23 protein-coding genes and 2 pseudogenes are annotated in these 25,752 nt (G+C 42.5%); 20 read left to right on the top strand and 5 right to left on the bottom strand.

Annotated elements, in window-relative coordinates; translation table 11 throughout:
• The first annotated feature begins 241 nt into the window (after positions 1 to 241).
• The 10 genes from petH (at position 242) to V7K50_RS20705 (ending at position 9,860) form a co-directional block, all read left to right on the top strand.
• Positions 242 to 1,582, top strand: a complete 1,341-nt coding sequence (gene petH, locus V7K50_RS20660) for a ferredoxin--NADP reductase (protein ID WP_334963235.1) — start codon at positions 242 to 244, stop codon at positions 1,580 to 1,582.
• Between the two features lie 180 nt (positions 1,583 to 1,762).
• On the top strand, positions 1,763 to 3,049 hold the full coding sequence (locus V7K50_RS20665; RefSeq protein WP_334963501.1) for a homoserine dehydrogenase: 1,287 nt from the start codon (positions 1,763 to 1,765) through the stop codon (positions 3,047 to 3,049).
• Between the two features lie 132 nt (positions 3,050 to 3,181).
• Positions 3,182 to 3,961 (top strand): Uma2 family endonuclease, encoded by a 780-nt coding sequence (locus V7K50_RS20670; RefSeq protein ID WP_334963237.1) that lies wholly within the window; start codon positions 3,182 to 3,184, stop codon positions 3,959 to 3,961.
• Positions 3,962 to 4,040: 79 nt separating this feature from the next.
• Positions 4,041 to 4,742: a Uma2 family endonuclease gene (locus V7K50_RS20675; RefSeq protein ID WP_334963239.1), complete on the top strand. Its 702-nt coding sequence runs from the start codon at positions 4,041 to 4,043 to the stop codon at positions 4,740 to 4,742.
• Positions 4,743 to 4,857: 115 nt separating this feature from the next.
• Positions 4,858 to 5,112 (top strand): FitA-like ribbon-helix-helix domain-containing protein, encoded by a 255-nt coding sequence (locus V7K50_RS20680; protein ID WP_334963241.1) that lies wholly within the window; start codon positions 4,858 to 4,860, stop codon positions 5,110 to 5,112.
• Positions 5,109 to 5,528, top strand: a complete 420-nt coding sequence (locus V7K50_RS20685; RefSeq protein WP_334963243.1) for a type II toxin-antitoxin system VapC family toxin — start codon at positions 5,109 to 5,111, stop codon at positions 5,526 to 5,528. The genes V7K50_RS20680 and V7K50_RS20685 overlap by 4 nt, the downstream gene beginning before the upstream one ends.
• Before the next feature lie 350 nt (positions 5,529 to 5,878).
• Entirely contained in the window at positions 5,879 to 6,988 is a 1,110-nt protein-coding gene (locus V7K50_RS20690; RefSeq protein ID WP_334963245.1) for a DUF262 domain-containing protein, read from the top strand.
• Positions 6,985 to 8,100, top strand: coding sequence for an AAA family ATPase (locus tag V7K50_RS20695; protein ID WP_334963247.1), 1,116 nt, complete (start codon positions 6,985 to 6,987; stop codon positions 8,098 to 8,100). The genes V7K50_RS20690 and V7K50_RS20695 overlap by 4 nt, the downstream gene beginning before the upstream one ends.
• Positions 8,101 to 8,103: 3 nt before the next feature.
• Positions 8,104 to 9,057 carry a hypothetical protein gene (locus tag V7K50_RS20700; protein WP_334963249.1) on the top strand — a complete coding sequence of 318 codons (954 nt, stop codon included), beginning with the start codon at positions 8,104 to 8,106 and terminating at the stop codon, positions 9,055 to 9,057.
• Between the two features lie 80 nt (positions 9,058 to 9,137).
• Positions 9,138 to 9,860, top strand: a complete 723-nt coding sequence (locus V7K50_RS20705; protein WP_334963251.1) for a Uma2 family endonuclease — start codon at positions 9,138 to 9,140, stop codon at positions 9,858 to 9,860.
• A 62-nt stretch (positions 9,861 to 9,922) separates the two neighbouring features.
• Here V7K50_RS20705 and V7K50_RS20710 read toward each other — a convergent pair whose 3' ends face one another.
• From V7K50_RS20710 to V7K50_RS20725, 4 genes are all read right to left on the bottom strand, one after another.
• The gene (locus V7K50_RS20710; RefSeq protein ID WP_334963253.1) at positions 9,923 to 10,792 is read right to left on the bottom strand and encodes an oxygenase MpaB family protein; all 870 of its coding nucleotides are present in this window, start codon (positions 10,790 to 10,792) and stop codon (positions 9,923 to 9,925) included.
• Positions 10,793 to 10,814: 22 nt separating this feature from the next.
• Positions 10,815 to 11,945 (bottom strand): CO2 hydration protein, encoded by a 1,131-nt coding sequence (locus V7K50_RS20715; RefSeq protein WP_334963255.1) that lies wholly within the window; start codon positions 11,943 to 11,945, stop codon positions 10,815 to 10,817.
• A 147-nt stretch (positions 11,946 to 12,092) separates the two neighbouring features.
• Positions 12,093 to 13,598: an NADH-quinone oxidoreductase subunit M gene (locus V7K50_RS20720; protein WP_334963257.1), complete on the bottom strand. Its 1,506-nt coding sequence runs from the start codon at positions 13,596 to 13,598 to the stop codon at positions 12,093 to 12,095.
• A 61-nt stretch (positions 13,599 to 13,659) separates the two neighbouring features.
• Positions 13,660 to 15,516 carry an NAD(P)H-quinone oxidoreductase subunit F gene (locus V7K50_RS20725; RefSeq protein WP_334963259.1) on the bottom strand — a complete coding sequence of 619 codons (1,857 nt, stop codon included), beginning with the start codon at positions 15,514 to 15,516 and terminating at the stop codon, positions 13,660 to 13,662.
• 659 nt (positions 15,517 to 16,175) lie between these two features.
• Between V7K50_RS20725 and V7K50_RS20730 the strand changes: the two genes are divergently transcribed.
• From V7K50_RS20730 to V7K50_RS20770, 10 genes and pseudogenes are all read left to right on the top strand, one after another.
• Positions 16,176 to 16,484, top strand: coding sequence for a carbon dioxide-concentrating mechanism protein CcmK (locus tag V7K50_RS20730; RefSeq protein WP_190891121.1), 309 nt, complete (start codon positions 16,176 to 16,178; stop codon positions 16,482 to 16,484).
• Positions 16,485 to 16,575: 91 nt separating this feature from the next.
• On the top strand, positions 16,576 to 16,920 hold the full coding sequence (locus V7K50_RS20735) for a carbon dioxide-concentrating mechanism protein CcmK (protein WP_010995041.1): 345 nt from the start codon (positions 16,576 to 16,578) through the stop codon (positions 16,918 to 16,920).
• Positions 16,921 to 16,926: 6 nt separating this feature from the next.
• A complete protein-coding gene (locus tag V7K50_RS20740; protein ID WP_334799553.1) occupies positions 16,927 to 17,226 on the top strand; it encodes a EutN/CcmL family microcompartment protein in 300 nt (99 codons plus the stop codon).
• 101 nt (positions 17,227 to 17,327) lie between these two features.
• Positions 17,328 to 18,983 (top strand): annotated as a pseudogene (locus tag V7K50_RS20745) (ribulose bisphosphate carboxylase small subunit); the annotation flags it as partial.
• Between the two features lie 93 nt (positions 18,984 to 19,076).
• Positions 19,077 to 19,322 (top strand): annotated as a pseudogene (locus V7K50_RS30780) (ribulose bisphosphate carboxylase small subunit); the annotation flags it as partial.
• Between the two features lie 287 nt (positions 19,323 to 19,609).
• Positions 19,610 to 20,380 (top strand): transferase, encoded by a 771-nt coding sequence (locus V7K50_RS20750; protein WP_334963263.1) that lies wholly within the window; start codon positions 19,610 to 19,612, stop codon positions 20,378 to 20,380.
• A 57-nt stretch (positions 20,381 to 20,437) separates the two neighbouring features.
• The gene (locus V7K50_RS20755; protein WP_334963265.1) at positions 20,438 to 21,226 is read left to right on the top strand and encodes a BMC domain-containing protein; all 789 of its coding nucleotides are present in this window, start codon (positions 20,438 to 20,440) and stop codon (positions 21,224 to 21,226) included.
• Positions 21,227 to 21,470: 244 nt separating this feature from the next.
• A complete protein-coding gene (locus V7K50_RS20760) occupies positions 21,471 to 22,412 on the top strand; it encodes a LysR family transcriptional regulator (RefSeq protein ID WP_334799557.1) in 942 nt (313 codons plus the stop codon).
• A gap of 107 nt (positions 22,413 to 22,519) precedes the next feature.
• On the top strand, positions 22,520 to 24,151 hold the full coding sequence (locus tag V7K50_RS20765) for a mucoidy inhibitor MuiA family protein (RefSeq protein WP_334963267.1): 1,632 nt from the start codon (positions 22,520 to 22,522) through the stop codon (positions 24,149 to 24,151).
• A gap of 220 nt (positions 24,152 to 24,371) precedes the next feature.
• Positions 24,372 to 25,262, top strand: coding sequence for a hypothetical protein (locus V7K50_RS20770; protein WP_334963269.1), 891 nt, complete (start codon positions 24,372 to 24,374; stop codon positions 25,260 to 25,262).
• A 56-nt stretch (positions 25,263 to 25,318) separates the two neighbouring features.
• Here the strand turns inward: V7K50_RS20770 and V7K50_RS20775 are convergent, their stop codons facing one another.
• On the bottom strand, positions 25,319 to 25,570 hold the full coding sequence (locus tag V7K50_RS20775) for a hypothetical protein (RefSeq protein ID WP_334963271.1): 252 nt from the start codon (positions 25,568 to 25,570) through the stop codon (positions 25,319 to 25,321).
• Between the last annotated feature and the right edge of the window lie 182 nt (positions 25,571 to 25,752).

Consider the following 25,752-nt stretch of genomic DNA (forward strand, 5'->3'; position numbering starts at 1 on the left):
GACTCATTATTAACATTCTCCACAAGACTTATCCTTTACCTTAGAAGGTGAACAGGTGTGTTTTTTGCTATGGCTGCATGTCTTTGGTGAGTGTACTTAGCAAGGCATTAATTTAATGATGCCGTTTTTCCTTCAAGGCCAGTTTTGTGAAACGAAAATCCGGTAAACTAAAGCTGGCATAGGATGGGAATAGTTTTTTTTTGAAAAAACGGTTAAGTAAATTATCGGAGTGCTAGAACGAATGTACAATCAAGGTGCTGTTGAGGGTGCTGCCAACACAGAATTAGGTAGCCGCGTCTTCGTCTATGAAGTGGTAGGTTTGCGTCAGAGCGAAGAAACCGATCAAACTAACTACCCAATTCGCAAAAGTGGCAGTGTGTTCATCAGAGTGCCTTACAACCGCATGAATCAAGAAATGCGACGTATCACTCGTCTAGGCGGCACAATTGTTAGCATCCACCCCGTAACTGCTCTAGAGCCAGTTAATGGTAAAGCCTCATTTGGGAATGCTACAAGCGAAGTCAGCAAGTTAGCTACATCTGGGGAAACTGCTAACAGTAAAGGGAATGGTAAAGCCACACCTGTAAATGCTCATAGTGAAGCCAAGGGTTTCGCTAAACCACCAGCTGAAGAACAGAACAAGGACAAGAAAGGCAACACCATGACTGAAGCGAAAGCCAAAAAAGACCAAGGTGACGTTCCTGTTAACACTTACCGTCCCAATGCTCCGTTTATTGGCAAGGTAATATCTAATGAACCCCTAGTCAAAGAAGGTGGTATTGGTATTGTTCAACACCTCAAATTTGATCTATCTGGCAGTAATTTGAAGTATATAGAAGGTCAAAGTATTGGCATTATTCCACCAGGATTAGACAAGAACGGCAAGCCAGAAAAACTTAGACTATATTCCATCGCCTCAACTCGTCATGGCGATGATGTAGATGATAAGACAGTATCACTATGCGTCCGCCAGCTGGAGTACAAGCACCCAGAAACTAGCGAAACAGTCTACGGTGTTTGCTCTACGCACCTGTGTTTCCTCAAGCCAGGGGAAGAGGTAAAAATTACAGGGCCAGTGGGTAAGGAAATGTTGTTACCCCAAGATCCTGATGCTAATGTGATCATGATGGCAACCGGAACAGGTATTGCGCCGATGCGGGCTTATCTGTGGCGTCAGTTTAAAGATGCGGAAAGAGCAGCTAACCCAGAGTACGAATTTAAAGGATTCTCTTGGCTGATATTTGGCGTGCCAACAACTCCAAACCTCTTGTACAAGGAAGAATTGGAAGAAATTCAACAAAAATATCCTGATAACTTCCGCCTCACTGGTGCTATCAGCCGCGAACAGAAAAATCCCCAAGGCGGTAGAATGTACATTCAAGACCGCGTAGCAGAACACGCTGATGAATTGTGGCAATTGATTAAAAATGAAAAAACCCACACCTACATCTGCGGTTTACGCGGTATGGAAGAAGGTATCGATGCAGCCTTAACAACTGCTGCTGCTAAGGAAGGCGTAACCTGGAGTGATTACCAGAAGCAACTCAAGAAAGCCCATCGTTGGCACGTAGAAACATACTAAGTTAGTCATTGGTCATTGGTCACTTGTACTGAGCGACTCGTACCGAGCGGAGCCGAGGTAAGTCGAAGTATTAGTTTTAGACGAACAACGAAGGACAAATGACAAAGGAAGCAGGATAATCAGTAGGTAGGGCAAATGCTCTACCTACAATTGTTGTTGGTGAAATTGGGTGCAAAATTTGTGGGTGTGAAACTAGGAATACTCGGATTAGGCACTGTGGGAACGGGAACAGTGCAGTTGTTGCAAGATAGCGCTGGGCGTCACCCATTGTTGCAAGAGATAGAAATCTATCGGGTGGGAGTGCGATCGCTAGATAAACCCCGTGCAGTAGAATTGTCTACGGAAGTCTTAACTACAGATTTAGAATCTATTGTCAACGATCCGGCGGTAGATATAGTTGTCGAGGTGATGGGCGGACTGGAGCCGGCGCGATCGCTAATTCTCAAAGCTTTAAGTAATGGCAAACACGTAGTTACCGCCAATAAAGCAGCGATCGCCCGCTTTGGAGCAGAAATTTTCACAACTGCTAATCAAGCTGGTGTATACGTCATGCTAGAAGCTGCTGTGGGTGGTGGAATTCCGGTGATTCAACCCCTAAAGCAGTCTTTAAGTGTTAACCGCATTCACACGATAACCGGCATCGTCAACGGTACAACTAACTACATCCTGACGCGGATGCAAACAGAAGGTAGCAACTTCAGCGATGTTTTAGCTGATGCCCAGCGCCTCGGTTATGCTGAGGCTGACCCGACAGCAGATATTGATGGCTTAGATGCAGGTGATAAAATTGCTATCCTGGCATCATTAGGCTTCGGTGGACGCATCAACTTACAAGATGTTTATACTGAGGGGATTCGGCAAGTCAGCAAAACAGATATTGCTTATGCTGAAAAATTGGGATTTGTGATTAAATTGTTAGCGATCGCTAAACGTGATACTCCTTCATCCCCCCTTTCCGTGAGAGTTCATCCTACCTTAGTGCCCCAAGCTCACCCTTTGGCTAGCATCAACGGCGTTTACAATGCCATTCTTGTGGAAGGAGAACCAATTGGCCAGGTAATGTTTTTTGGCCCCGGTGCTGGGGCTGGTGCAACCGCCAGTGCTGTGACATCAGATATCTTAAATTTAGTTGCTATCCTCAAAACCAATCCAGCAGTTGCAAATCCACTATTAACTTGTGGACATCAGAAATACTGCCAAATTGCGCCGATGGCAGAATTAATCACTCGATTTTACGCCCGTTTTCTCACCAATGACCAACCTGGAGTTATCGGCAAATTGGGGACTTGCTTTGGTAACTATGGTGTTAGCTTAGAGTCAATTGTCCAAACTGGCTTTCAAGGGGAACTAGCAGAGATTGTGGTTGTTACCCATGATGTGCGAGAAGGTAATTTTCGGGAAGCTTTGGCAGAGATTCAGGATTTTTCAGCGATCGAAAGCATTCCTAGCTTACTGCGTGTACTTTGAGATGAATGCAAAGTGCGATCGCCGTCAGATGTTCCCGTAGGCTAGAATACTTAGTTTTTTTCAGATTTCCCTTTACGTCTACCCTTGCTAAACTAAATAACAAACTGCCGCGTGAAACGCGAGGGTAGCCCTATGACTGGAATCAATCCAGCTACTAGCATCACACTCCCAGACCATACGCAACTTCCAGACTCTGATGGAACCTTTGTGTTCGCGAAGCGTGCCGGAGGCAAAAATTTTCAGGAACATCCCCAAAGCATTCTAATAACCGAGTCCATTAAACCAGTATTGCAAAAACGTCATCCTGACGGGCAATATTGCATAGGTCAAGATAGTGGGATTTATTGGCGGATTACTGACCCACCAGAACGAGGTGCAAAAGCTCCTGATTGGTTCTATGTCCCCAATGTGCCGCCTACACTCAATGGGCAAATGCGCCGCTCTTATGTGCTTTGGCAAGAACACATTGCTCCATTAATTGTATTGGAATTTGTCTCTGGGGATGGTAGCGAGGAGCGAGATAAAACCCCTTGGAAGGGCAAATTTTGGATTTATGAGCAGGTAATTCATCCGGCTTTTTACGGCATTTATGAAGTGAATAAAGCCAGTGTGGAAGTTTATCACCTGATTGAAGGCCAATATCAGCTGTTAGCAGTAAATGAACGCGGACATTATACTATTGCACCTTTGGGAGTTGAGTTAGGTATTTTGCAAGGAGTTTATCAGAATGCGGAATTACCTTGGTTGCGCTGGTGGGATTTGCAAGGGAATTTGTTATTGAGTGGTGAAGAAAGAGCGGAACAGGAAAGCCAAAGGGCGGAATTAGAAAGCCAAAGGGCGGAATTAGAGCGTGAAAGAGCCGATCGCTTAACTGCTCAATTGCGATCGCTTGGTATTGAACCAGAAGCCTAACACTTGAGAAAGTCTTGGCAGCCTTAGCGTCATGGCAAGCTAAACTAAAAACAACCCTTACTCCTGCAAAGGTAGTCTTATGACCTCTGCAACCGATCCATCCACCGCCCTCACTCCTTTCCCCGATCATACGCAGCTACCAGAGTCTGATGGTACTTTCGTGAAAAACTGGCAAGAGCATCCCCAAAGCATCTTACTCACTGACTCCATTACACCTGTCCTCAAAAAATTACACCCTGAAGGTCAATATTGTATCGGTCAAGACTTAGGTATTTACTGGCGCTTGACAGACCCCCTAGAGAAAGGTGCAGAAGCGCCAGATTGGTTTTATGTAGGAAATGTACCGCCCTTGCTCGATGGACAAACGCGGAGGTCTTATGTACTGTGGCGAGAGTATATTGCCCCATTGATTGCCTTGGAATTTGTTTCTGGCGATGGTAGTGAGGAGCGAGATAAAACCCCTTGGAAAGGGAAATTTTGGATTTATGAGCAAGTAATTCATCCGGCTTTTTATGGCATTTATGAAGTGAATAAAGCCAGTGTGGAAGTTTATGAATTAATTGGTGGAAAATATCAGTTATTAACAGCAAATGAACGCGGACATTATACTATTGCACCTTTGGGAGTTGAGTTAGGTTTATGGCATGGAGTTTATCAAAACGCAGAATTACCCTGGCTGCGCTGGTGGGATTTGCAAGGTAATTTGTTGTTAAGTGGTGAGGAAAGAGCCGATCGCTTAACTGCTCAATTGCGATCGCTCGGAGTGGAACCAGAAGCCTAATATTTTTGAACTGCCGGTTGAAAGTGCGTAGACGCGCAGTAGTTCGTTGTTAGACATCACCCGCTAAACTACCTTAAAATTGCAAATATAAGCAACTAAAAATCACTCTCAGAATATGGCTCAAATCTTAGTTGAAGACTTAGATCCTGTGATTCTAGAAAAGCTAGAAACTCTTGCAAAACAGCATGGTAGGTCTTTGCAAGAAGAATTAAAGCACATCTTACAACAAGCATCTGAAAAAGCAACACATTACAGCACTTGCGGTGACATAGAAAAAGTCAGAGAAGCTGTAGCACACGCTCAAGTGAGATATACAGGAAAAATTTTCAGTGATAGTACTGAACTTATCCGCGAGGACAGAGAACGGTGAGTCAGTATGTTTTAGATGGTAGCATTGCCATCAAGTGGTTCATCCCTGAAGTCTACTCTCATGCAGCTAGGCGTTTAATAGCAAGTAACCATACTTTCTTAGTTCCAGATTTTTTCTTCCCAGAAGTGGGAAACGTCTTGTGGAAACGAGTACGTCGCGGTGAAGACACTGCTGAAAATGCAAGACAAATATTAGCAGATTTAAATGCAGTTCCTGTAGAAGTGTACTTATCTCAGCCATTGATGCCACTTGCTTTAGATATTGCCATTCAGACAGATCGCGCAGTGTATGACAGTTTATACTTAGCTCTTGCCATTATGCAAAAATGCCAGATGGTGACAGCAGACGAAAAATTTTATAACGCTCTTAAAACCAGTAGCTACGCAAGTAATCTTCTGTGGGTGGAAAATATTTAGATAGCGATCGCCTGAGTTTTACAGAAATATGGCGTAGATGCATAGCGGCTTGTCCTTAGACATCACTCGGCATTGAACCAGAAGCCTAATATTTTTGGACTGTGGGTTACAGGTGTGATCGCTCTGACTTTAGAAAAGGCGAGCGCGCCAATTTTGGATTTGCCTGGTGGGGAACGTAAACAAGTAATAGACTAGGTGCGTAGAGGCGCGAAATTTTGCGCCTCTATAAGTTGTGGAGATAGTAGGATTGAAGTATGCCAGTTAAAAAGCCTTATTGGTTGATGTAATAACACAAAACATCACTAATACCTGAGTGAACAAACAAATGTTAATACTAGGGAATAAGCGCTGTGACAGATTTGAGTAACTACAATGCAGAATTAGCTGATGAAGAAACTTTAGAAGAAGAGGAAAAAGTTACTTTCCTGTATGATCCTGAAGAAATTAACATTGTAACTAGAGAACCTACAATAGAGTTATTGCTTAAAAGAATCAATGAAGAAAGTCTTGATTTAGCACCTGATTTCCAACGTCATGCAGATATATGGAAAGAAGATGCTCAAAGTAGGCTAATAGAATCTATTATTATCCGTATTCCCATACCAGCACTTTATATAGATGCCACTAATGAAGATAAATGGGTAGTAGTTGATGGATTACAGCGCCTATTTGCACTAAGGCGCTTTATTCTTGACAAAGAACTCAAACTATCTGGATTAGAATATCTTACAAATCTAGAAGGTAAAACCTACGATCAAATCGATCGCAGATACCAACGCCGCCTTGAAGAAACTCAACTAACAGTATATTTGATCGAAAAAGGGACACCCCCAGAAATTAAATATAATATTTTTAAACGCATTAATACAGGAGGACTTCCTTTATATCCTCAAGAATTACGCCATGCTCTTAATCCTGGTAAGGGAACGAAGTTTTTGACTAAACTTGCAGCATCTCCAGAATTTCAGCAAGTGGTTAAACTTGGTAATAATCGCAAAATGCGTATGGATGACCGGGAATTTATACTAGGGTTTATAGCTTTTACTTTAACTTCTTACCAAGAATATATAGACAAACGAGATACTTTTTTATCTAAAGCATTATCTAAAGCAAATAAACTTTCGGAGATAGAGTTAAATGAAATTGAAACCAATTTCAAAAGAACAATTATAGCTAACTGGAATATCTTTGGTAAAGATGCATTTCGGAAAATATCTAATTATCAGAAAAGACAGTTTCCTATAAATAAAGCTCTATTTGAATCTTGGTCAGTACTTCTGAGTAAATTGAGTGATGATCAAATCCAAATTTTGATAGATAGAAAAGAAAAATTAATCAATTTATTCAAGACACATATAGACAACGATAAATCTTTTTTAGATTCTATATCCCAGGCTGCTGAGAAAGTACACTATAGATTTAGTACTATAGAAAAAATAATTCAGGAAGTGCTTTCATGATTACTTCTCTTCGCCTGATCAACTTTAAACGTTTTGATAATCAGTTTCTTGAATTTAGACCTTTAACACTAATTTCTGGTCTCAATAGCACTGGTAAATCTTCTGTGCTTCAATCACTACTACTACTACGCCAATCTTATCAACAGGATTTATTGCCAAAAACTGGCTTGGCGCTAAATGGGGAATTAGTAAATATTGGTACAGCACAAGATGCCCTTTATGAGAGTGCAAAAGATAACCATATAAGCTTTGAGATTATCTGGGAAAAGTATGAAGGTGTATGGGATTTTAATTACAACCCAGACAAGAAAGAAGAAGATGTTTTAAATGTAATTTCAGAACCCAATGAATCTGAAATCCGTCAATCATATATTTTTAGCAAATATTTTCACTACCTTCAAGCAGAACGAATAGGCCCACGTTCATTTAATGAAATGTCTGATTATCAAGTTAGAAGACTTAGACAAATTGGTACTCAAGGAGAATATACAGCCCATTTTCTTTATATTTATGGAGATGAAGCAATACCCATAGCAAATCTAAGCTATCCACAAGCAAAATCAATGAATCTGATAGATCAAGTGGAAGCATGGATGAGAGAGGTTAGTCCTGGTATACGTATCAAAATAGAAGCTAACTCAGCGATGGGTTTAGTGACTATCAAATATTTTTATGGAGATAGTAATCTTTACCGTGCAACAAACGTTGGTTTTGGAATTACCTACACTTTATCAATTATTGTAGCTATACTTTCATCTCCTCCTGGTACACTAATCCTAGTTGAAAATCCAGAGGCTCATCTCCATCCTAGAGGACAGGGGAAAATGGGAGAACTATTAGCACTGGCTGCTAGTTGTGATGTTCAGGTTGTGATAGAAACTCATAGCGATCATGTTTTAAACGGTATTCGTCTTGCTGTTCATGGCGGTATTATTCCCCCGCATTATGTCCAGTTGCATTACTTTCAGCAACAAGAAAAACAAGGACAAGCTTTGACAAAAGTAGTTTCACCACGCATTGATCGTAATGGCAGAATTGATCGATGGCCTGATGGATTCTTTGATGAGTGGGAAAAAAGCTTGGATGTTTTGTTAGAACCTGCTGGAGAGTAGATTGTGGAGATTGACCTAGTTTTAAATGAACTTTCTGTGCAAAATCCTACCTCTGATAAGCAAACAGCGCGACAATGGATGTCGAACTTCATTAACACTATAAAGGCAGTCAAAGCTCAGGGAGTGAAAGTCTATCTTCGCACTAAAGATAACTTTCATACAACTATACTTGCACCTGACTATCCTTTACGTCGTTGGCTTAATGATAGGGAAGTAGATCAAGTTGAACAAGGTTTTATTAGAAATTTAGCAACAGGAAGTCCTTTCTCAACTAATATTGCAAATTCAGATATTCAAGAGATTGAAAATAATGCTGGCTTGTCTGAATTTTGGCATCAGGGAGAAGCTGCAATTGGACTTGGTATTGCTTATATGCTTGATGCGATCGCAGTTAGCTTAATTTTTGAAGAATGCTGGGATTTAAGCCACCTAAAACTCGTAGCCAGACGAATTGATGAAGATGGAGAGGTAATTGATTACATTGTAGAGATTATCCATGTTAGTCGTAGCAACCATGTGCAGGAACACGTGGAATGGATACAAAAACGTGTTCGTACCGGAGTTATTGACGGTGAGGATCTTTGGAATCGGAGAGAGGAATTATTTCCCAATCTGGAGTTTTGCGAAAATGTCAGCAAACAGATCCAAAATCTTTATTGTCGAACGCCAATGCTCAGACAGGTTGTAAACAAGTTGTTTGAACTAGAAAACTACTGTAAAACTTGGACAGATGGAGCTTTTGATTTAGACCTGATTCCTAGCAAAGCGACTCCAGAAAGTGACTCTAGACTTCAAAAATTAAAGCCGAAACTAACCTTTAAGTGTCCTGATGATGTAGATCGTATCTTTAGTTTGCACCTAAGAATGACTGGTGCAGGGGCTTGGCGGCTTCATTTTTCTACAGAATTAGGGCTTGGCAAAATCATCATTGGGTACATCGGGCCAAAAATCCAATAATCTTAAAGCCTAATTATAAAAAGCGATCGTCTACGCTTGCTAAACTAAAAAACAACCCTTACTTCTGCAAAGGTAATCTTATGACCTCTGCAACCGATCCATCCACCGCCTTTACACCGTTCCCAGACCATACACAGCTTCCTGAGTCTGACGGTACATTTGTGAAAAATTTTCAGGAACATCCCCAAAGCATTCTCCTAACCGACTCTATTAAACCGATATTGCAAAAACGTCATCCTGATGGGCAATACTGTATTGGTCAAGATAGCGGTATCTACTGGCGCATCACTGACCCGCCAGAAAAAGGCGCAGAAGCTCCTGACTGGTTCTATGTAGGCAATGTACCACCTACTCTGGATGGACAAACCCGCAGGTCTTATGTATTATGGCGAGAGTTTATTGCCCCATTGATTGCCTTGGAATTTGTTTCTGGCAATGGTAGTGAGGAGCGAGATAAAACTCCGTGGAAGGGGAAATTTTGGATTTATGAGCAGGTGATTCGTCCTCCCTTCTACGGCATTTATGAAGTGAATAAAGCCAGTGTGGAAGTTTATGAATTAATTGGTGGACAATATCAGTTATTAACAGCAAATGAACGTGGACATTATACTATTGAACCTTTGGGAGTTGAGTTAGGTCTCTGGCAAGGAGAATATTACAATATGGAATTACCTTGGCTACGCTGGTGGGATTTGCAAGGTAATTTGTTATTGACTGGTGAGGAAAGAGCGGAACAGGAACGCCAAAGAGCCGATCGCTTAACTGCTCAATTGCGATCGCTAGGCATCGAACCAGAAGCCTAGATTTTTGGATTAAGGATTATGGCAAGAGTTACTAATACAAGACATCAATCGCTTAAAACTTGTTAATCAGAGGTTTGCTGCTTAAAATTTTCTGCTGGTCCCACATTTGCAATTTCATAGCCAGTGGGATAGCTGGGCATAGGAGAGTCAATATAAAAATTAGGGTGATTCCGAGGTGGGAATAACTGGATTAATCTGGCTCGGATTTTTAGTAGACTTACCATAGCCGATCGCAGCAATGGCCAAGGATAGGGAAAACCAAAGGCATCGAGCATTGCGTCATCCAGTAAAGCGTAGATACCTGGTTTGATGGAAGAACGCATCCACGAAGGAAACCAACTCAAAAATAAATCGCGTGTAGCTTCCCCAACTCGACAATTTGTATCTGAATAGCGAAATTTTTGACGTTCGTAGTCCAGGTTATAGCGCTCCAATTCTTCGTAGGTTTCAGGGATATTCTGAATCTGCATTTGCTTTCCTACTTCTCGCCAGAAGTAAAAAGACGCTAATTTTTCTTGTTCGCACATCAGCCGCCAACCAAACTGCGCATTCCAACGGATAGGCTCGAAAATGAAAGTTGAAAGTACATACAGGAAATCACCGTTGTCAATCTTGAAGCGTCCGTGGAGTGCATTCATGCGTTGCAGGGCTTGTTTGCCGCGATCGCTATCATAACCCCACTTAATCATCTCTCCAACAATTATTGACGTATCATCGTAGCGTTTTTGCGGACAATGGGTAAATTCTCCTGTCTGATTCAGCAATTTAGAAATACTAGGAACGCAATAAGTTCGCATTAAAGCAACTTCGAGCGATCGCGTCATATCCCAAGGAAACTCATAGCCATTCATCAAGTTATAAATCCGGCAATGATCTTGCACTGGATCGAGTTGTTGAATTAGGTGAAGGTTTTTATAGCGATTGAGAAGCATCTAAAATTTCTCTGTATTCAATTTATTTATTCACATCTAGCAACCGCGAAGTTTCTAACCGACTCATCCATTTCTCTAAATAAACTCGATTACCTTTTTCCTCATTTGGATCTTTCGTATCCAAAGGATAAGGCATCAATCCCAAAATCGTTGCTGTCGTCACGCAAAACATCGATTTTTGGAAACTTATGCAAATTTGGACTCGCAAATCATCTTCACCCCGGAGACTGCGACGATAAATTTCGTGCAAATACTCTGGAAGATAATGACGCATATCCTGCATCAACAAGGTGGGAGGAATACCCGCGCCGCCAATGGGCAAAGGATCGGCATACAATGCGCCATATTGAAATCGAGTTTGATCTGGAGGAATTTGATAACCTTGCGCGTTGTATGAAACTGTCCCGTGGAAAGGAGTTCCCCGGAAGAATACTGCTTCTACATAAGGTATTGCTGTATCTGCTAAGAAGGTCAAACCAACGCTTTTAGGAATGATTTCATAGACCTCACCTCGAATTTTGACGGCGTAGGTAATTGGGTTGGAGGCATTTGCCACTAGCGCTGTTTTAATGTGGTCTACAACTTGGGGAATCGATTTGATTTCGCCTTTGTCGTAGCGGTCTGATAAGCTGAGAAACATATCAGCCATGACTCGCCAGAATTGACCTAAACCGGTATAGTAAGCAGAGACGCGCAAGTGTTCCGTTAAGAAATCTGGAAACAGTTGGTTAATACCTGGAATGAAGGGATTATTTTTAAATTTTGCGGCGATAACGGCTTGCGCTCTTTCTTTAAATTCTGTTGTATCTAAATAGGTATCTAGTCCGCCGCCACCGTGCCACATCATGGCTTTCAGGCAATATTCAGCATATTCAAAATTAATTCGGTCATGCCACCAGTGACGGAGCAATTTCTGAAAAGAAACCTCTCCATTAAAGTATTTAAAAAATGGGAAAAATACTAAAAACTGATGCTCGGCAATATAGTTAAGATTGGTTGAATAAGCATCTAAAACTACACCATAGCTTTTAAGAATACCAACAACTTCCAGCACATTTTCTGGATTATTGGGGAGTAATGCTTCTCCTTTTTGCAGACGTTGAATATACTCAGCTAAGGGATTGTGAGTAGCTTTCTTTTTAATAGTTACCATTGCGATCTCTCCAGAAAGTTTAGGGATTGGGTACTGGGGATTGAGTACTGGGAATTGGGTATTGGGGATTAGGCATTGGGTATTATGTATTAAGAAAACTTTTCCCCAGTCCCTAGTCCCTAATCCCTAATCTCTAGTCCCTAATCCCTAATCTCTAGTCTCCATTGCTTTATCCAAGGACACTGTTGCTACTACGTTTTGGGTATTCACCATTGCTGTAATTGTTGGTTCAGTCCAGCGCACTAACCAACCAGGTTGAATGCCGAAAATCACAATCAGCGCTGCTAAAATTGCAGCTGGGGCGCGATCGCTCCAATACACACGCGGTAAGTTGGTAACTTGTGCAGACAGGCGACCAAAAAAGGCGCGGTTGACGAGTATTAAGAAGTAAACTGCTGTTAAACCAGTACCAAGCATACATAACAGGGTTTGCACTGGGAAAACTGGAAAACTGCCCCGATAAACTATGAATTCGGAAATAAACCCTAGCATTCCTGGTATACCAGCGCTGGCCATGACTCCGACAATCATCAAGCTACCAATTACTGGCATACCCCGTTCTGGGTTCAGCAATCCTTGGATGATTTCTAAATCGCGGCTTCCAGCTTTTTTATACACAACTCCCACGAGCAAAAACAGCATTGCCGAAATCAAGCCGTGGCTAATCATTTGCATTACAGCACCCAATACACTTAAAGGTGTGGCCGCCGCCGCCGCTAAAAGCACGTAACCCATGTGTCCAATGGAACTGTAAGCTACCATTTTCTTCATATCGGTTTGAGCGATCGCACAGGATGAACCATACAGTACACTTACCACTGCCCAAGTCGCCAACCAAGGAGCCAGATAATTCCAAGCTTCTGGTAACAAGTTCATGCCAAATCGCAGTAAGCCGTAAGTTCCCAACTTCAACAGCACCCCAGCTAACAGTACTGAAATCGGTGTGGAAGCTTCAACGTGAGCATCTGGCAACCAAGTATGGAAGGGAACTAAGGGAATTTTAATTCCAAAACCGATCAAAATTCCCGCTAGCAATAAAAGCTGTGTTGCTAGAGGTAAAGTTGTCGTGTTCAAGGTTGCTAGTGCAAAGTTAGAGGAACCACTCAGCCAAACCATGCCGAGGAAACTCGCTAAAATCAGGATTCCCGAAACGGCTGTATAAATCAGAAATTTGGTAGCAGCATAACCACGCTTGGCACCACCCCAAATCGCTATCAACAAATATAGGGGAATCAGTTCCAATTCGTAAAATAGGAAAAATAACAGTAAATCCTGTGCTAGAAAGGCTCCTGTTACTCCAGCGCTTAATAATAGTATCAAAGAGTAATAAAATTTAGGACGCTGTAGGGATTCATCGCTGCTGTAGATGGCAATGGAAGTTAACAATCCATTTAAAACCAGCAACGGCAAAGATAAACCATCTATTCCCAGGTTATAATTCAAGCCTAAAACATCTACCCAAGGGAGAGACTCGGCAAACTGTTGAGTGATTTCACCTGGATGGAACTGAATTGCTAGTACGATTGTCCACAAGAAAGCGATACTGGCAAAGACCAAAGCCACCCCACGGGCGAATTTTCCACTGATGCCAGAGGGCGAGAAACCAATTAAAGCTGCGCCGATTAACGGCACTAGAATCAAAACACTAAGCATAGACGGAATTCAGGTAAGGGAAGCAGGGGAAGCAGGGGAAGAATAATAACTCCTAACTCGCTTAAAAAGGCAATTTATCTAGTAAACCCGATGACCAGCTGATGAAAAAACCCAGGACGCTGACAACTGCTAGGATGGTCAACATATAGCCCTGAGATTGCCCAGAAATGCTGTACTTTAAAGTTTGTCCGCCGAGAATTGTGGCAAACCCAACTAAGTTTACAAAACCGTCAACTAAGTAGCGATCGCTCCAAGCAGAAATTTTAGATAGCAGTGCTACTGCACTTACCACGGTTACAAGATAAACTCGGTCAATATAAAAATCATAACCTAACAAGTCTTGCATAAATCTCCACGCCAGGATTCTGGATCTTGACCAAGCTTTGTGCAGATGAACTGTACACCCTACACCCACTCCCACTACGGTAGAACCAAACAACGCTAACGCTACATACCAATTAATACTTTCCCAATCGGGTAGCAAGTACCATTGCTGTAGCATCAGGGGTAGAAGCAGAGTCAGCACAGTCAGAAACACCATTGGCAAGGCCATCTGCCAACCAACTTCTGGGGTGCGACGGGTCTTTTGTTGCGGTTTACCCCAGAAGACTAATCTAAATACTCTCGTCAAATTTAATGCTGTCAAACCATTAACCAATATTAAAACCCCAATCACCCAAGGGCTAATATTTACGAAACCGTCAGCCCATGCCAGCATTGCCCAAAAGCTTCCCAAGGGTAGTAGTGTTACCATTCCGGCTGAACCGACTACAAAGGCAGTGGTGGTAGCTGGCATCCGTGACCACAAACCGCCCATTTCTGTTAAGTCTTGGCTTTGGGTAGTTAAGATGACTGAACCAGAACTCATAAATAATAATGCTTTGGCGATCGCATGAGCTAACAGCAACATCAAGGCTACACCCCCTTGCTGTAACCCCACTGCCAAAAATACTAACCCCATGTATGCACTGGTGGAATGAGATAGCGATCGCTTAATGTCAATTTGAGCTATAGATACTAATGTTGCCCCAATCGCCGTTACCGTACCCATAACTACCAAGGCATTCAACGCAACTGGCGACAAAGCTAACAATGGTTGAAATCTATACAGTAGATAAGCACCACCAGCGACTACCAGCGAGTTCCGCATTACCGAGGCGGGGTTTGGCCCTTCCATAGCCTCATCTAACCACAGGTGCAGGGGAAATTGGGCGCATTTACCAGCAGGACCAGCAATTAACGCTAACCCCAACAACGTCGATGTCATTGGACTTAAATTAGCTGTTTGCGCCCACTCATATAAATCCGAAAAGTTCAAACTGCCAGCTAAGGTGGAAAGTGTCACCACAGCCATCAGCAGCAATAAGTCTCCTACCCGTTTAGTCCAAAACGCATCTCGCGCCGCCGTCACTACTAACGGTTGAGCATACCAGAACCCCACCAGCAAGTAAGTTGAAAGCGTTAATACTTCCAAAAGAGCATAGCTGAGAAACAAAGAATCACTGATTGCTAGACCACTTAGCGCTGCTTCAAAAAATCCCAGCAGAGCGAAAAAACGCGCCAACGACCAGTCTTTTTCCATGTAACCCAGAGCGTAAACTTGTGCCAGTAAGCTTAACCCGGTAATTAAAACTGTTGCCCCAATACTAACTGGCGATAGTTCCAAGGCAAAAGATAAGTCTAAATCCGCAGCTTTGAACCAATTCACCAGTAAGTTTTCTGGTTCTCTATCCCAGATATTTTTAAATACAAACAGGCTATGGGCAAAAGCTATCACGGTCGTCAACAAATTGATATATGCCGCAGGTCTTGACCCCGTTCGCTGAATTATTCCTATTCCCCACGGCAAGGTCAAAAGTGCGCCCAATAAGCTATAAAAAGGCACAAACCAACTTGTTGAAAATAGAAATTGATCCATTTAAATTTCCCTTGACGATTCAGCCTTGATTAAAAAAAAGCTCTAAAACAATTATTTATTTATATATAATTAATTTACCAAAATACCGATGTTTTTTTAATATTGTTTCAGCTACATTACAGCGAGTACTTTTACCTAACCTCACCCTATTTAACATAAGTAAAATATAACTTTACATAAGCAAAAGCATTTACTTAGCTTAACCTCACCGACCTTTTTACATTTGTATTTCTACTTTGACCGAAGTACTTTATACGATATATTTGAAAAAATTATCTGTTTTTCACCTAGTCGTTGTACGTCTAGCGATATTCGACGAAAGATAGATACAGCAAAAGATGTAGCCTATGCTTGTCCCTCGCCAGATCGGATTAGCCTTGGTTATGAATGTCGTTTTGTGAATGTAATAAAGAAATTATAAAGCATAAGTGGCTACTCTAGGAATCAGTAAACTTTAATTGCCCAGAAGCATAAATTAACTTATGTTAAGTTTTTTAAAACTTTCTTATCATAAACTATTATAGTAATTTATATTGCCAGGGATGCCAACCTTTCCTATGCTTAAGTTGGAAGTGTTTTCTTAGCTCTAAGATCAAGCCCTCCCCGTCAAAAATTTCAAACAACAGTACTGATTAGATTCATTTTGTAGGAGTTCTGCGATGCCAATTGCAGTTGGTATGATTGAAACGAAGGGCTTTCCGGCAGTGGTGGAAGCTGCTGATGCGATGGTGAAAGCCGCCCGTGTCACTTTAGTAGGCTATGAAAAAATTGGTAGCGCTCGTGTCACCGTAATCGTTAGGGGAGATGTATCGGAAGTTCAAGCTTCTGTAGCAGCTGGGGTTGAAGCGGCGAAAAGAGTCAATGGTGGTGAAGTGTTATCCACTCATATCATTGCTCGTCCTCACGAAAACCTGGAATACGTCTTGCCGATACGTTACACAGAAGCAGTGGAACAATTTCGTACTTAAAAGCTTTTTAAACAAAGTAATTAACGCTCTTTATCTGATTGAGCATCACTTTTGTCCAAGGCTACAAACTTTGAAATAGGGATTAAAACTAATGTCAATTGCAGTAGGAATGGTTGAAACGCTGGGCTTTCCAGCAGTGGTGGAAGCTGCTGATGCGATGGTGAAAGCTGCCCGCGTCACTTTAGTCGGCTATGAAAAAATCGGTAGTGGTCGAGTTACGGTAATTGTTCGGGGTGACGTTTCGGAAGTGCAAGCTTCTGTAGCCGCAGGTGTTGAATCTGTGAAACGAGTCAACGGCGGACAAGTGCTATCTACTCACATCATTGCTCGTCCTCACGAAAACTTAGAATATGTTCTCCCAATTCGTTATACCGAAGATGTAGAGCAGTTCCGGGAAAATGTGAATGCAATTCGTCCTTTCGGTAGAAGACCGTAATTTGTAATGCAAATTGCCAAAGTTCGCGGCACAGTAGTTAGCACCCAAAAAGATCCAAGTCTTAGAGGTGTGAAACTACTGTTGTTACAATTAGTAGATGAAAACGGCAATATCCTACCAGAGTATGAAGTAGCAGCAGATATTGTGGGAGCAGGAGTAGATGAGTGGGTACTCATCACTCGTGGTAGTGCCGCTCGTCAAGTTGTTGGCAATGAACAGCGTCCATTGGATGCAGCAGTGGTGGCGATCATAGATACTATTTACGTTGAAGATCGCCTAATTTACAGCAAAAAAGATCAATATTGATAGTCATTAGTCATTGGTCATTAGTCATTAGTCATTAGTTTTCGACAAATGACAAAGGGCAAATGACTGATGACAGATGACAATACAGGAGGAGTCTCGCGATGGCAGTTCGCAGCACGGCGGCACCCCCAACCCCGTGGTCAAGAAATTTAGCTGAACCCCAAATCCATGAAACTTCCTTTGTACATGCATTCTCCAATCTGATTGGGGATGTACGAATAGGTGCAAATGTAATCGTTGCTCCGGGGACTACGATTAGAGCAGATGAAGGCACACCTTTTTATCTTGGTGAAAATACCAATATTCAAGATGGTGTTGTCATTCATGGGTTGGAGCAAGGACGAGTAATTGGTGATGACCAAAATAAATACTCGGTATGGATTGGTAAAAACACTTGCATTACCCACATGGCTCTCATTCACGGGCCAGCTTATGTAGGGGATAATTCCTTCATTGGCTTTCGCTCGACGGTGTTTAATGCCAGGGTGGGTGCAGGTTGCATCGTGATGATGCACGCTTTAATTCAAGACGTAGAGATTCCCCCTGGGAAGTATGTACCTTCGGGAGCGATAATTACCAGCCAGCAGCAAGCTGACCGCTTGCCAGATGTGCAAGATCAGGATAAGGAATTTGCTCATCATGTGGTTGGGATTAATCAGGCATTACGAGCTGGTTATCTCTGTGCTGCGGATAGCAAATGTATAGCACCCATTCGGGACGAGAACGCTAAATCTTATACAGGTAATGGTATTACTGTTTTAGAGTTGGAAAGGAGTAGTGACGTGTCGAGCAATAGTTTGGGTGCAGAAACAATAGATCAGTTGCGGTATCTATTGCAGCAAGGGCATAAAATTGGTACAGAACACGTAGACCAAAGACGGTTCCGCACGGGTTCTTGGACTAGTTGCCAACCAATTGAACCGCGATCAATAGGTGAAGCGATCGCCGCATTAGAAAGCTGTCTAAAAGACCATAGCGGCGAATATGTCCGACTGTTTGGCATTGACAAAGGTAGACGGCGGGTACTGGAAATCATCATCCAACGTCCAGATGGTGATGCGAAACCAGCTACCAGCTTTAAGGCTCCAGGTAGTAGTCATAGCAATGACAACTACAGCAGCAGTAATGGAAATGGTAACGCCTCTAGCAGTGGCAAAATCAGTGGCGAAACTCTAGATCAAATCCGCCAACTTTTGGCAGGTGGTTACAAAATCGGTATGGAACACGTAGACGAGCGTCGTTTCCGAACTGGTTCCTGGACTAGTTGCAAGCCAATTGAAGCAACTTCCATAAATCAAGTCATCTCCGCCTTAGAAGAATGTATAGCAAGCCATCAAGGTGAGTATGTACGTTTAATCGGCATTGATGCCAAAGCCAAACGGCGGGTATTAGAAAGCATTATCCAACGTCCCAATGGTCAAGTAGCCTCCTCTGGTAGTGGTAGTCACAAATCATTTAGTAGCAGTGGATCTGCTGGTACGGCAACAGCTACCAGTACCCGCTTGAGTACAGAAGTAGTAGAGCAACTCCGGCAATTATTGGCTGGTGGCTATAAAATTAGCATTGAACATGTAGATGAGCGCCGCTTCCGTACAGGTTCTTGGACTAGTACCGGTCAAATTCAAGCCTCCTCAGAAAGAGAAGCGATCGCAGCTGTAGAAAAGCACCTCGGCGAATACCAAGGAGAATATGTCCGCTTAATCGGTATTGACCCCAAAGCCAAGCGTCGGGTATTAGAAACAATTATCCAACGTCCAAATGGTCAAGTAGCCTCTTCTGCTAGTCAGAAATCATTTACTACTAGTGCAGCACCCTCTGCAACAGCTACGAGTACCCGCTTGAGTACAGAAGTAGTAGACCAACTCCGGCAATTATTGGCTGGCGGCTCTAAAATTAGCATTGAACACGTAGACCAGAGACGGTTCCGTACAGGTTCCTGGACTAGTACCGGTCAAATTCAAGCCTCCTCAGAAAGAGAAGCGATCGCAGCCGTAGAAGGACACCTTGGCCAATACCAAGGGGAATATGTGCGCTTAATTGGTGTTGACCCCAAAGCCAAGCGTCGGGTATTAGAAACGATTATTCAACGACCATAGAAATGAGTGGGAGTTAGGAGTTAATAGTTAGGAGTTAGGAATTAGGAGTTGAAAAAGATTGTTAATTTATAACTCTAAACTTAAAATTTACAACTCCTCACTTACAACTCCTCCCTTCTAATAACAATTCTTTGTGAGGCTGCGTCAAATTTTCTTTCTTTATCTCTTTGTGTCCTTTGCGCCCTTTGCGGTTCGTTCCTCATGTAGTTTGGCGCATCTTCATACAGAATTGGTATAACTCCTAACTCCTAACTCTCTATTCTCCGGCTTCCGAGGTTAAAATTTCCATGTCTGTGCCGCCATTGCGCCTCAGCAATAACTTTGATTCTTACATTAGTGGTGAGGTGACTATTCATCCAAGCGCGGTACTTGCACCTGGGGTGATCCTCCTTGCGGCTGTAAACAGCAAGATCATCATAGGGCCAGGGGTCTGTATTGGTATGGGATCAATCCTCCAAGTCCACGAAGGCATCCTAGAGGTAGAAACAGGTGCAAACCTGGGAGCCGGTTTTTTGATGGTTGGCAAGGGCAAAATTGGAGCAAATGCTTGCATTGGTTCAGCGACAACCGTTTTTAACTACTCAGTTGAACCTGGAGAAGTAGTAGCACCTGGTTCGATTTTAGGAGATACCAGTCGTCAGATTGCCCAAACAAAGCAACTGGAACCATCTACAGATAACCCAACTTCTACAAATACACCACCGCCCAAGGAAGAAGCAAATGGCTTAGGGGGAGTTAAGGAAAAGGTAATTTCCTCAACTAGCTTCTCAGCTTCGGGTTTTTTAGATTTAAAACATCGGTCGATTTCTTTCTTTAAATCTTCCACCACTCCAGAAAGTCAGTCTCCTCCTGTGGAGGAACCGGCTAATGATGCTGAATCCAAGGTGGAGTCAGCCGCCCAAGCGTCTGAAGAACACCACTCAGACTCCAATGAGTTAGCCACAGAATCCCCTAAGAGCTTCGGGACTCAAATTTATGGGCAAGGCAGCATAAGCAGACTGTTGACCACATTGTTTCCTCATAGACAATCCTTGAGCAACCCAAACTCTGACGATTAGTTCGAGTAAGTGTTAATTGTAAGTTGTCGGCTTTTTCCGTATTTTGGAGAATTCATCATGGAAACATCTAATCAACGGTCTATTCGTATCATCCAGGGAGCGAGTAATCAAGAAACCTTTCAGGATACTGCTTTGGGTTTAGTTTCTACCCGCAGCTTTCCCGCGATCGTTGGTACAGCAGATATGATGCTGAAATCGGCGGGAGTTCATCTCGTTGGCTATGAAAAAATTGGTAGTGGCCATTGTACTGCCATCGTCCGGGGTGGAATTGCTGATGTACGTCTGGCGGTAGAATCAGGTGTGCAAACGGCTGAACAGTTTGGTCAGTTAATTTCTAGTTTGGTGATTCCCCGACCTTATCCCAACCTAGATATAGTACTTCCCATCACAACCCGTTTCACTAAATTGATGGAAGAGGGCAATTACAGCCGTCTGAGTAACCAAGCAATTGGTTTGGTAGAAACGCGAGGATTTCCCGCAATGGTAGGAGCGTGTGATGCCATGCTCAAAGCTGCTGATGTTCATTTGGCAGCTTATGAAAAAATTGGTGCGGGTTTGTGTACAGCCATTATTCGTGGTTCTGTTGCAAATGTGGCGGTAGCAGTGGAAGCGGGAATGTTTGAGGCAGAACGGATTGGGGAATTGAATGCAGTGATGGTGATTCCTCGGCCTCTAGACGAAATGGAGCTAACCTTGCCATTAGCAAGTTGCTGGATAGAAAAACACCAAGCTTTAAACTTGCCAGTGAATATTAAAGAACAAGTTGCTGAAATCGAGGTACTAAGATTACCAGATTTAACCAAGCTACCGACAAAAGTTACAGAAGAATTATGGAATGATGAATGATGATAGATGAATTTTTGAAAATCATCATTCAGCATTCATCGTTAGATGGAAGGCATTTTACGCTTTTGCTGTTCTGATAATAGCTTCTCCAATCCATAAATAAAATACCTTTATTTTAATATAGATGGTAGAGTTTTATCTATGGTAAAACTCGTAACTTTCTGTGAGAATCACTGTATCATTTGCCAGTGTTCAGCAATACTAGTTTTATATCAATTAATCGCTATATACAGGAGAATCACCCTTGAAGCAAGCGACGCTACACCAGTTAAAGGTGTTCGAGGCGGCGGCACGGCACAGTAGCTTTACTCGTGCTGCTGAGGAATTGTTTCTCACCCAACCTACCGTTTCTATGCAGATCAAGCAACTAACCAAATCGGTAGGATTGCCATTGTTTGAGCAAGTGGGGAAGCGGTTGTATCTGACGGAAGCTGGACGGGAATTATTTGCCACTTGTCGGCAGATTTTTCACAATATAGCCCAGTATGAAATGAAGGTGGCAGATTTAAAAGGGCTAAAGCAGGGCCAATTACGCTTGGCAGTGATTACAACAGCAAAATATTTTATACCACGTTTGTTAGGGCCGTTTTGCGAGCTTTATCCCGGGATTGATATCTCGCTGCAAGTAACAAATCACGAACAAATTTTGGAACGGATGAGTCAAAATCTGGATGACTTATATATTATGAGTCAAATTCCAGACAACATCGATGTGACTTGTGAACCATTTTTAGAAAACCCTTTGATAGTCTTCGCACCGAGTAATCATCCGTTATCCCAGGAAAAAAATATTCCTATACAACGGCTGTCTAACGAACCTTTTATTATGCGAGAACCAGGTTCAGGAACTCGTCGCGCCGTCCAAAAGCTATTTGAAGAACAAGGAGTAACAGTAAAAGTCAAGCTAGAATTGGGAAGTAACGAAGCAATTAAACAAGCGATCGCAGGTGGTTTAGGAATTTCTGTTTTATCCCGTCATACCTTACTATTAGATACCTCCGAGTTTAGCATTCTAGATGTACAACACTTTCCCATTCAGCGACATTGGTACATGGTTTACCCATCTGGCAAGCAGCTATCTATCGTGGCTCGTGCCTATTATGAATATCTCCTAGCTGCGGCAAAAAATATTGTAGACCAAAATGCTGATCCGGCTTTTAGTACTTTTGAACCAACTCACAGTTAAAATAATTCATAATTACGAATTACGAATTACTTAAAGGGGTTGACGGTTAGACCGGGAAGCATTGACAATTAACCAGCATAATCATTAAAAATGGGGGAAAACTGGCAGTGGTTAACCCGGAAATACCGTCTTGGCGCAAAACAGTGCAAAGCGAGATTGTAGCTGTTACTGTGTATTCTGACAGAGCATTGGTTACACGGCGGGGTGTAGTTGATTTAACCGGAATTGAACAGGAATTAATAATTACCCCAGTGCCACTGACTCTGGAAACTGAGTCTGTTAGGGTTAGCGGTACAGGTACAGTAGAGGTGCGCTTGGTGGGAGTGAGTAGCGATCGCACCTACACCACTGAACCTGTAGCAGAGCGAGTAGCACATTTGACAAGGCAGATTCAGCAACTAGAAGCAGAAAAACGCCACCTGCAAGCCCAAGTGGATGCTTTAGCATTGCAGTCTAGTTTTATCGCCGGCTTACGTGAAAAAACAGAAGAACCCTTTTCACAGAGTTTGTCTCGGAAAAATCTTAGCCTCAGCGAAACTTTGGATTTCCTCAACTTTATTGGAAGCCAGTATAGTGAATATGCGATCGCATCTGGAGAGTGCAAAACCCAACAGCAGGAATTAGACAAACAACTGCAAGCACTCCACACATCATTGCAAAAAATCCAAACAACCCATCCTCAGGAGAGTTTTAACTTAGTTGTCGCAGTTGAAGTAGCGGGTGAAGGCAAATTTGAATTAGAGGTATCTTACATAGTAAATCGTGCTAGTTGGACTCCCTTTTATGACTTGCGCTTTAGCACCACCAACGATATTGTCCATCTGAGCTACCTTGCAGAAATCACCCAAAGCACTGGTGAAGATTGGATTGGTGCAAATCTCACCCTTTCTACCGCTAAACCGGGATTAGGTACACTTCCACCCAAACTTGAACCCTGGTATATTGATGCCCCACGTCCACAATTGTTACAACGACACCGATTTACTGCCCAGCCACCACTACTACCTACCATACCAGAGCCGCCTGCTTCTGCTGCCAGAGCAGATTGGCAAGAAGAAGACGAAGTTGTAGAGGATAGTCTCATTCCAGCAGAAACCGTTACAGCAGAAGTATCCAAACAAGGGAGTGTAGTTACCTTTAAACTGAATGGTGGTGGTAATATTCCCAGTGATGGCGCACCTCATAAAACTACAATTTTCAACGATGATTATCCTTGTAGTTTTGATTATGTGGCAATGCCGCGCTTGGTTAGCTTTGCTTATCTACAAGCTAATGTGAAAAATAGTCCCAACGGTGCGACTTTGTTACCAGGTAAAGCGAATATTTTCCGCGATAATGTTTTTGTCGGCACTACTGGGTTAGAGAATATTGCACCAGGGCAAGAATTCAAACTGAACTTAGGAATTGACGAGGGTTTAAAAATTGAGCGCGATTTAGTTGAGCGGCTGGTAGACAAAAGATTAATTAGCAACCAGCGCCGGATTACTTATAGTCATCGGTTGATAATTACTAACTTACTCGACAAAGAAGTAAATCTAAAACTAACTGAACAATTACCAGTTAGCCGCAACGAGCAAATTAAAGTCCGCCTCAGTCGCAGTAACCCACAAATTCAACTTGGTGAAATGGGGATTTTAGAATGGCAGTTAACTCTTCCACCCCAAGAGCGACGAGAGATATATTACCAGTTTAATGTTGAACATCCGCCTGACTTGATGCTAGTTGGGTTAGATATTTAGGGAATCTCAAAAAATAAATTCTCCAATATTTAGTTTTCAACATAGCGTTCTCCTTCGCGCTCGAAGGTATCCCAAAAAAGCCACTGCTAGTAGCGATATCACCCCTAGCAGTAATAGAACCACTACTGCTATTAAGGTTAACTGCTCCATCATCCGACAGGATATAGTTTTTATAAAATTAATAGATAAACTATGCCTAAGCTCTTAATCTAAAATCTTTATGAGTGAATTGAGTGACAGTTATCACCTGTTAGCCTCAAATATAAAAGATGTCAAGTTTTTAATTCGGCAGTCAGAGCGTTATGGAATGGTTATTCCCAGCTCAGGGAAATACATTCCCTTTATCGTGGAGGGACTAAAAGAGGCGGGTAGCCCGATTGTTCAGCTTGTTCAGAACAATACTCAACTTCTTATTCACTATGCGTTTTCTGAAGATTACGGTTGTTGGGTCAAATTCTTCGACAGAGATAAAGAATTAGCTTGCCTCTGTTATCAAGCAGGAGATAATCAGTTGTTCAAAAAACTTGCAGCACCTTTAGATAATTTGCTCAGTCGAGCAATCATCAATCAATCTACTGCGTCTAGTTTGCAAGACCTAGCAACCGATTTAGTTGTTGAAGAAATAGGGTCTAAAATTGCGGGAGTCTTAGGTTTACAGCACGTTTCCTGGTTAAGCTGTGCTGATCTAACCTACCAGAGCAAAAAAGAGCTTCAGAAACGATTTTCAGGTGCTGAGTTCGTTAATGTTTCTAAACGAGGTCAGATTGAAATTCCTGCACAGTGTATCCCAAATGAATGGTGTTCAGAACCAGACCAGCCATCATTTATGTACCTTCCTGTACCAAGTGTGCTATTGACTGTGGAACAAGAAGCTATGGTCAATCGGCATTTTCAATATTGGACTAAATTTGGTGACTATGATAATGAGACTCAACAAGGGTTTTGGATGTACGAACACTACCGGGAGTCTCTGCCATCACGATATCGATATCTCAGTAACCGACTAATGAACTTGTACAGACAGCCTACCAAACTTTTAGAGACCCTTCGTGCAATCATTAAGCTGGTAGGCACAGACGTAAACTGGGAAGAATATCTTCGTGGTTTCTAAAGAGGAGCCGTGGCTAGGCATTTCTGGCTATTTGCAAACTAACAAGCACAGAAATCTTAATAGCATGCTTCAATTTCGTTCAGAGGGTCAAGTTGCCGATAATGTTCGGCAGGTTGGAAATACAGCAACCGTGCCCCGTCCGCAGCAAGTTGCTGTTGCTGGGTGTAAGCTAGATAAAACAAATTATTCTTCCAGATATACCAATAAGAGGGGGAACCCCCCAGCAGAGGCTCTAAAGCTTCATCTATTCGCCAAGAATGGCCTTTGAGTAAATTGTGAGTACCCATTTGCATTAATCTATTCGTCATAAAACTGGTTTTCTTTGGGAAATGCGACGGCAACCTTCAAGCTCAAAGATGCGTTTGCCGTGGGGATATCCACTCTAGCGACTCAGATGTTAACGCCCAATTAGTAAATTCAGAAGGCTTTATATATTCAGGTAACATGATGAGTTTTTGACAGGAGTGCTGCTAAGAACTTTGACGCTACT

The sequence above is a fragment of the Nostoc sp. genome, assembly GCF_036917135.1.
Lineage (GTDB): Bacteria > Cyanobacteriota > Cyanobacteriia > Cyanobacteriales > Nostocaceae > Nostoc.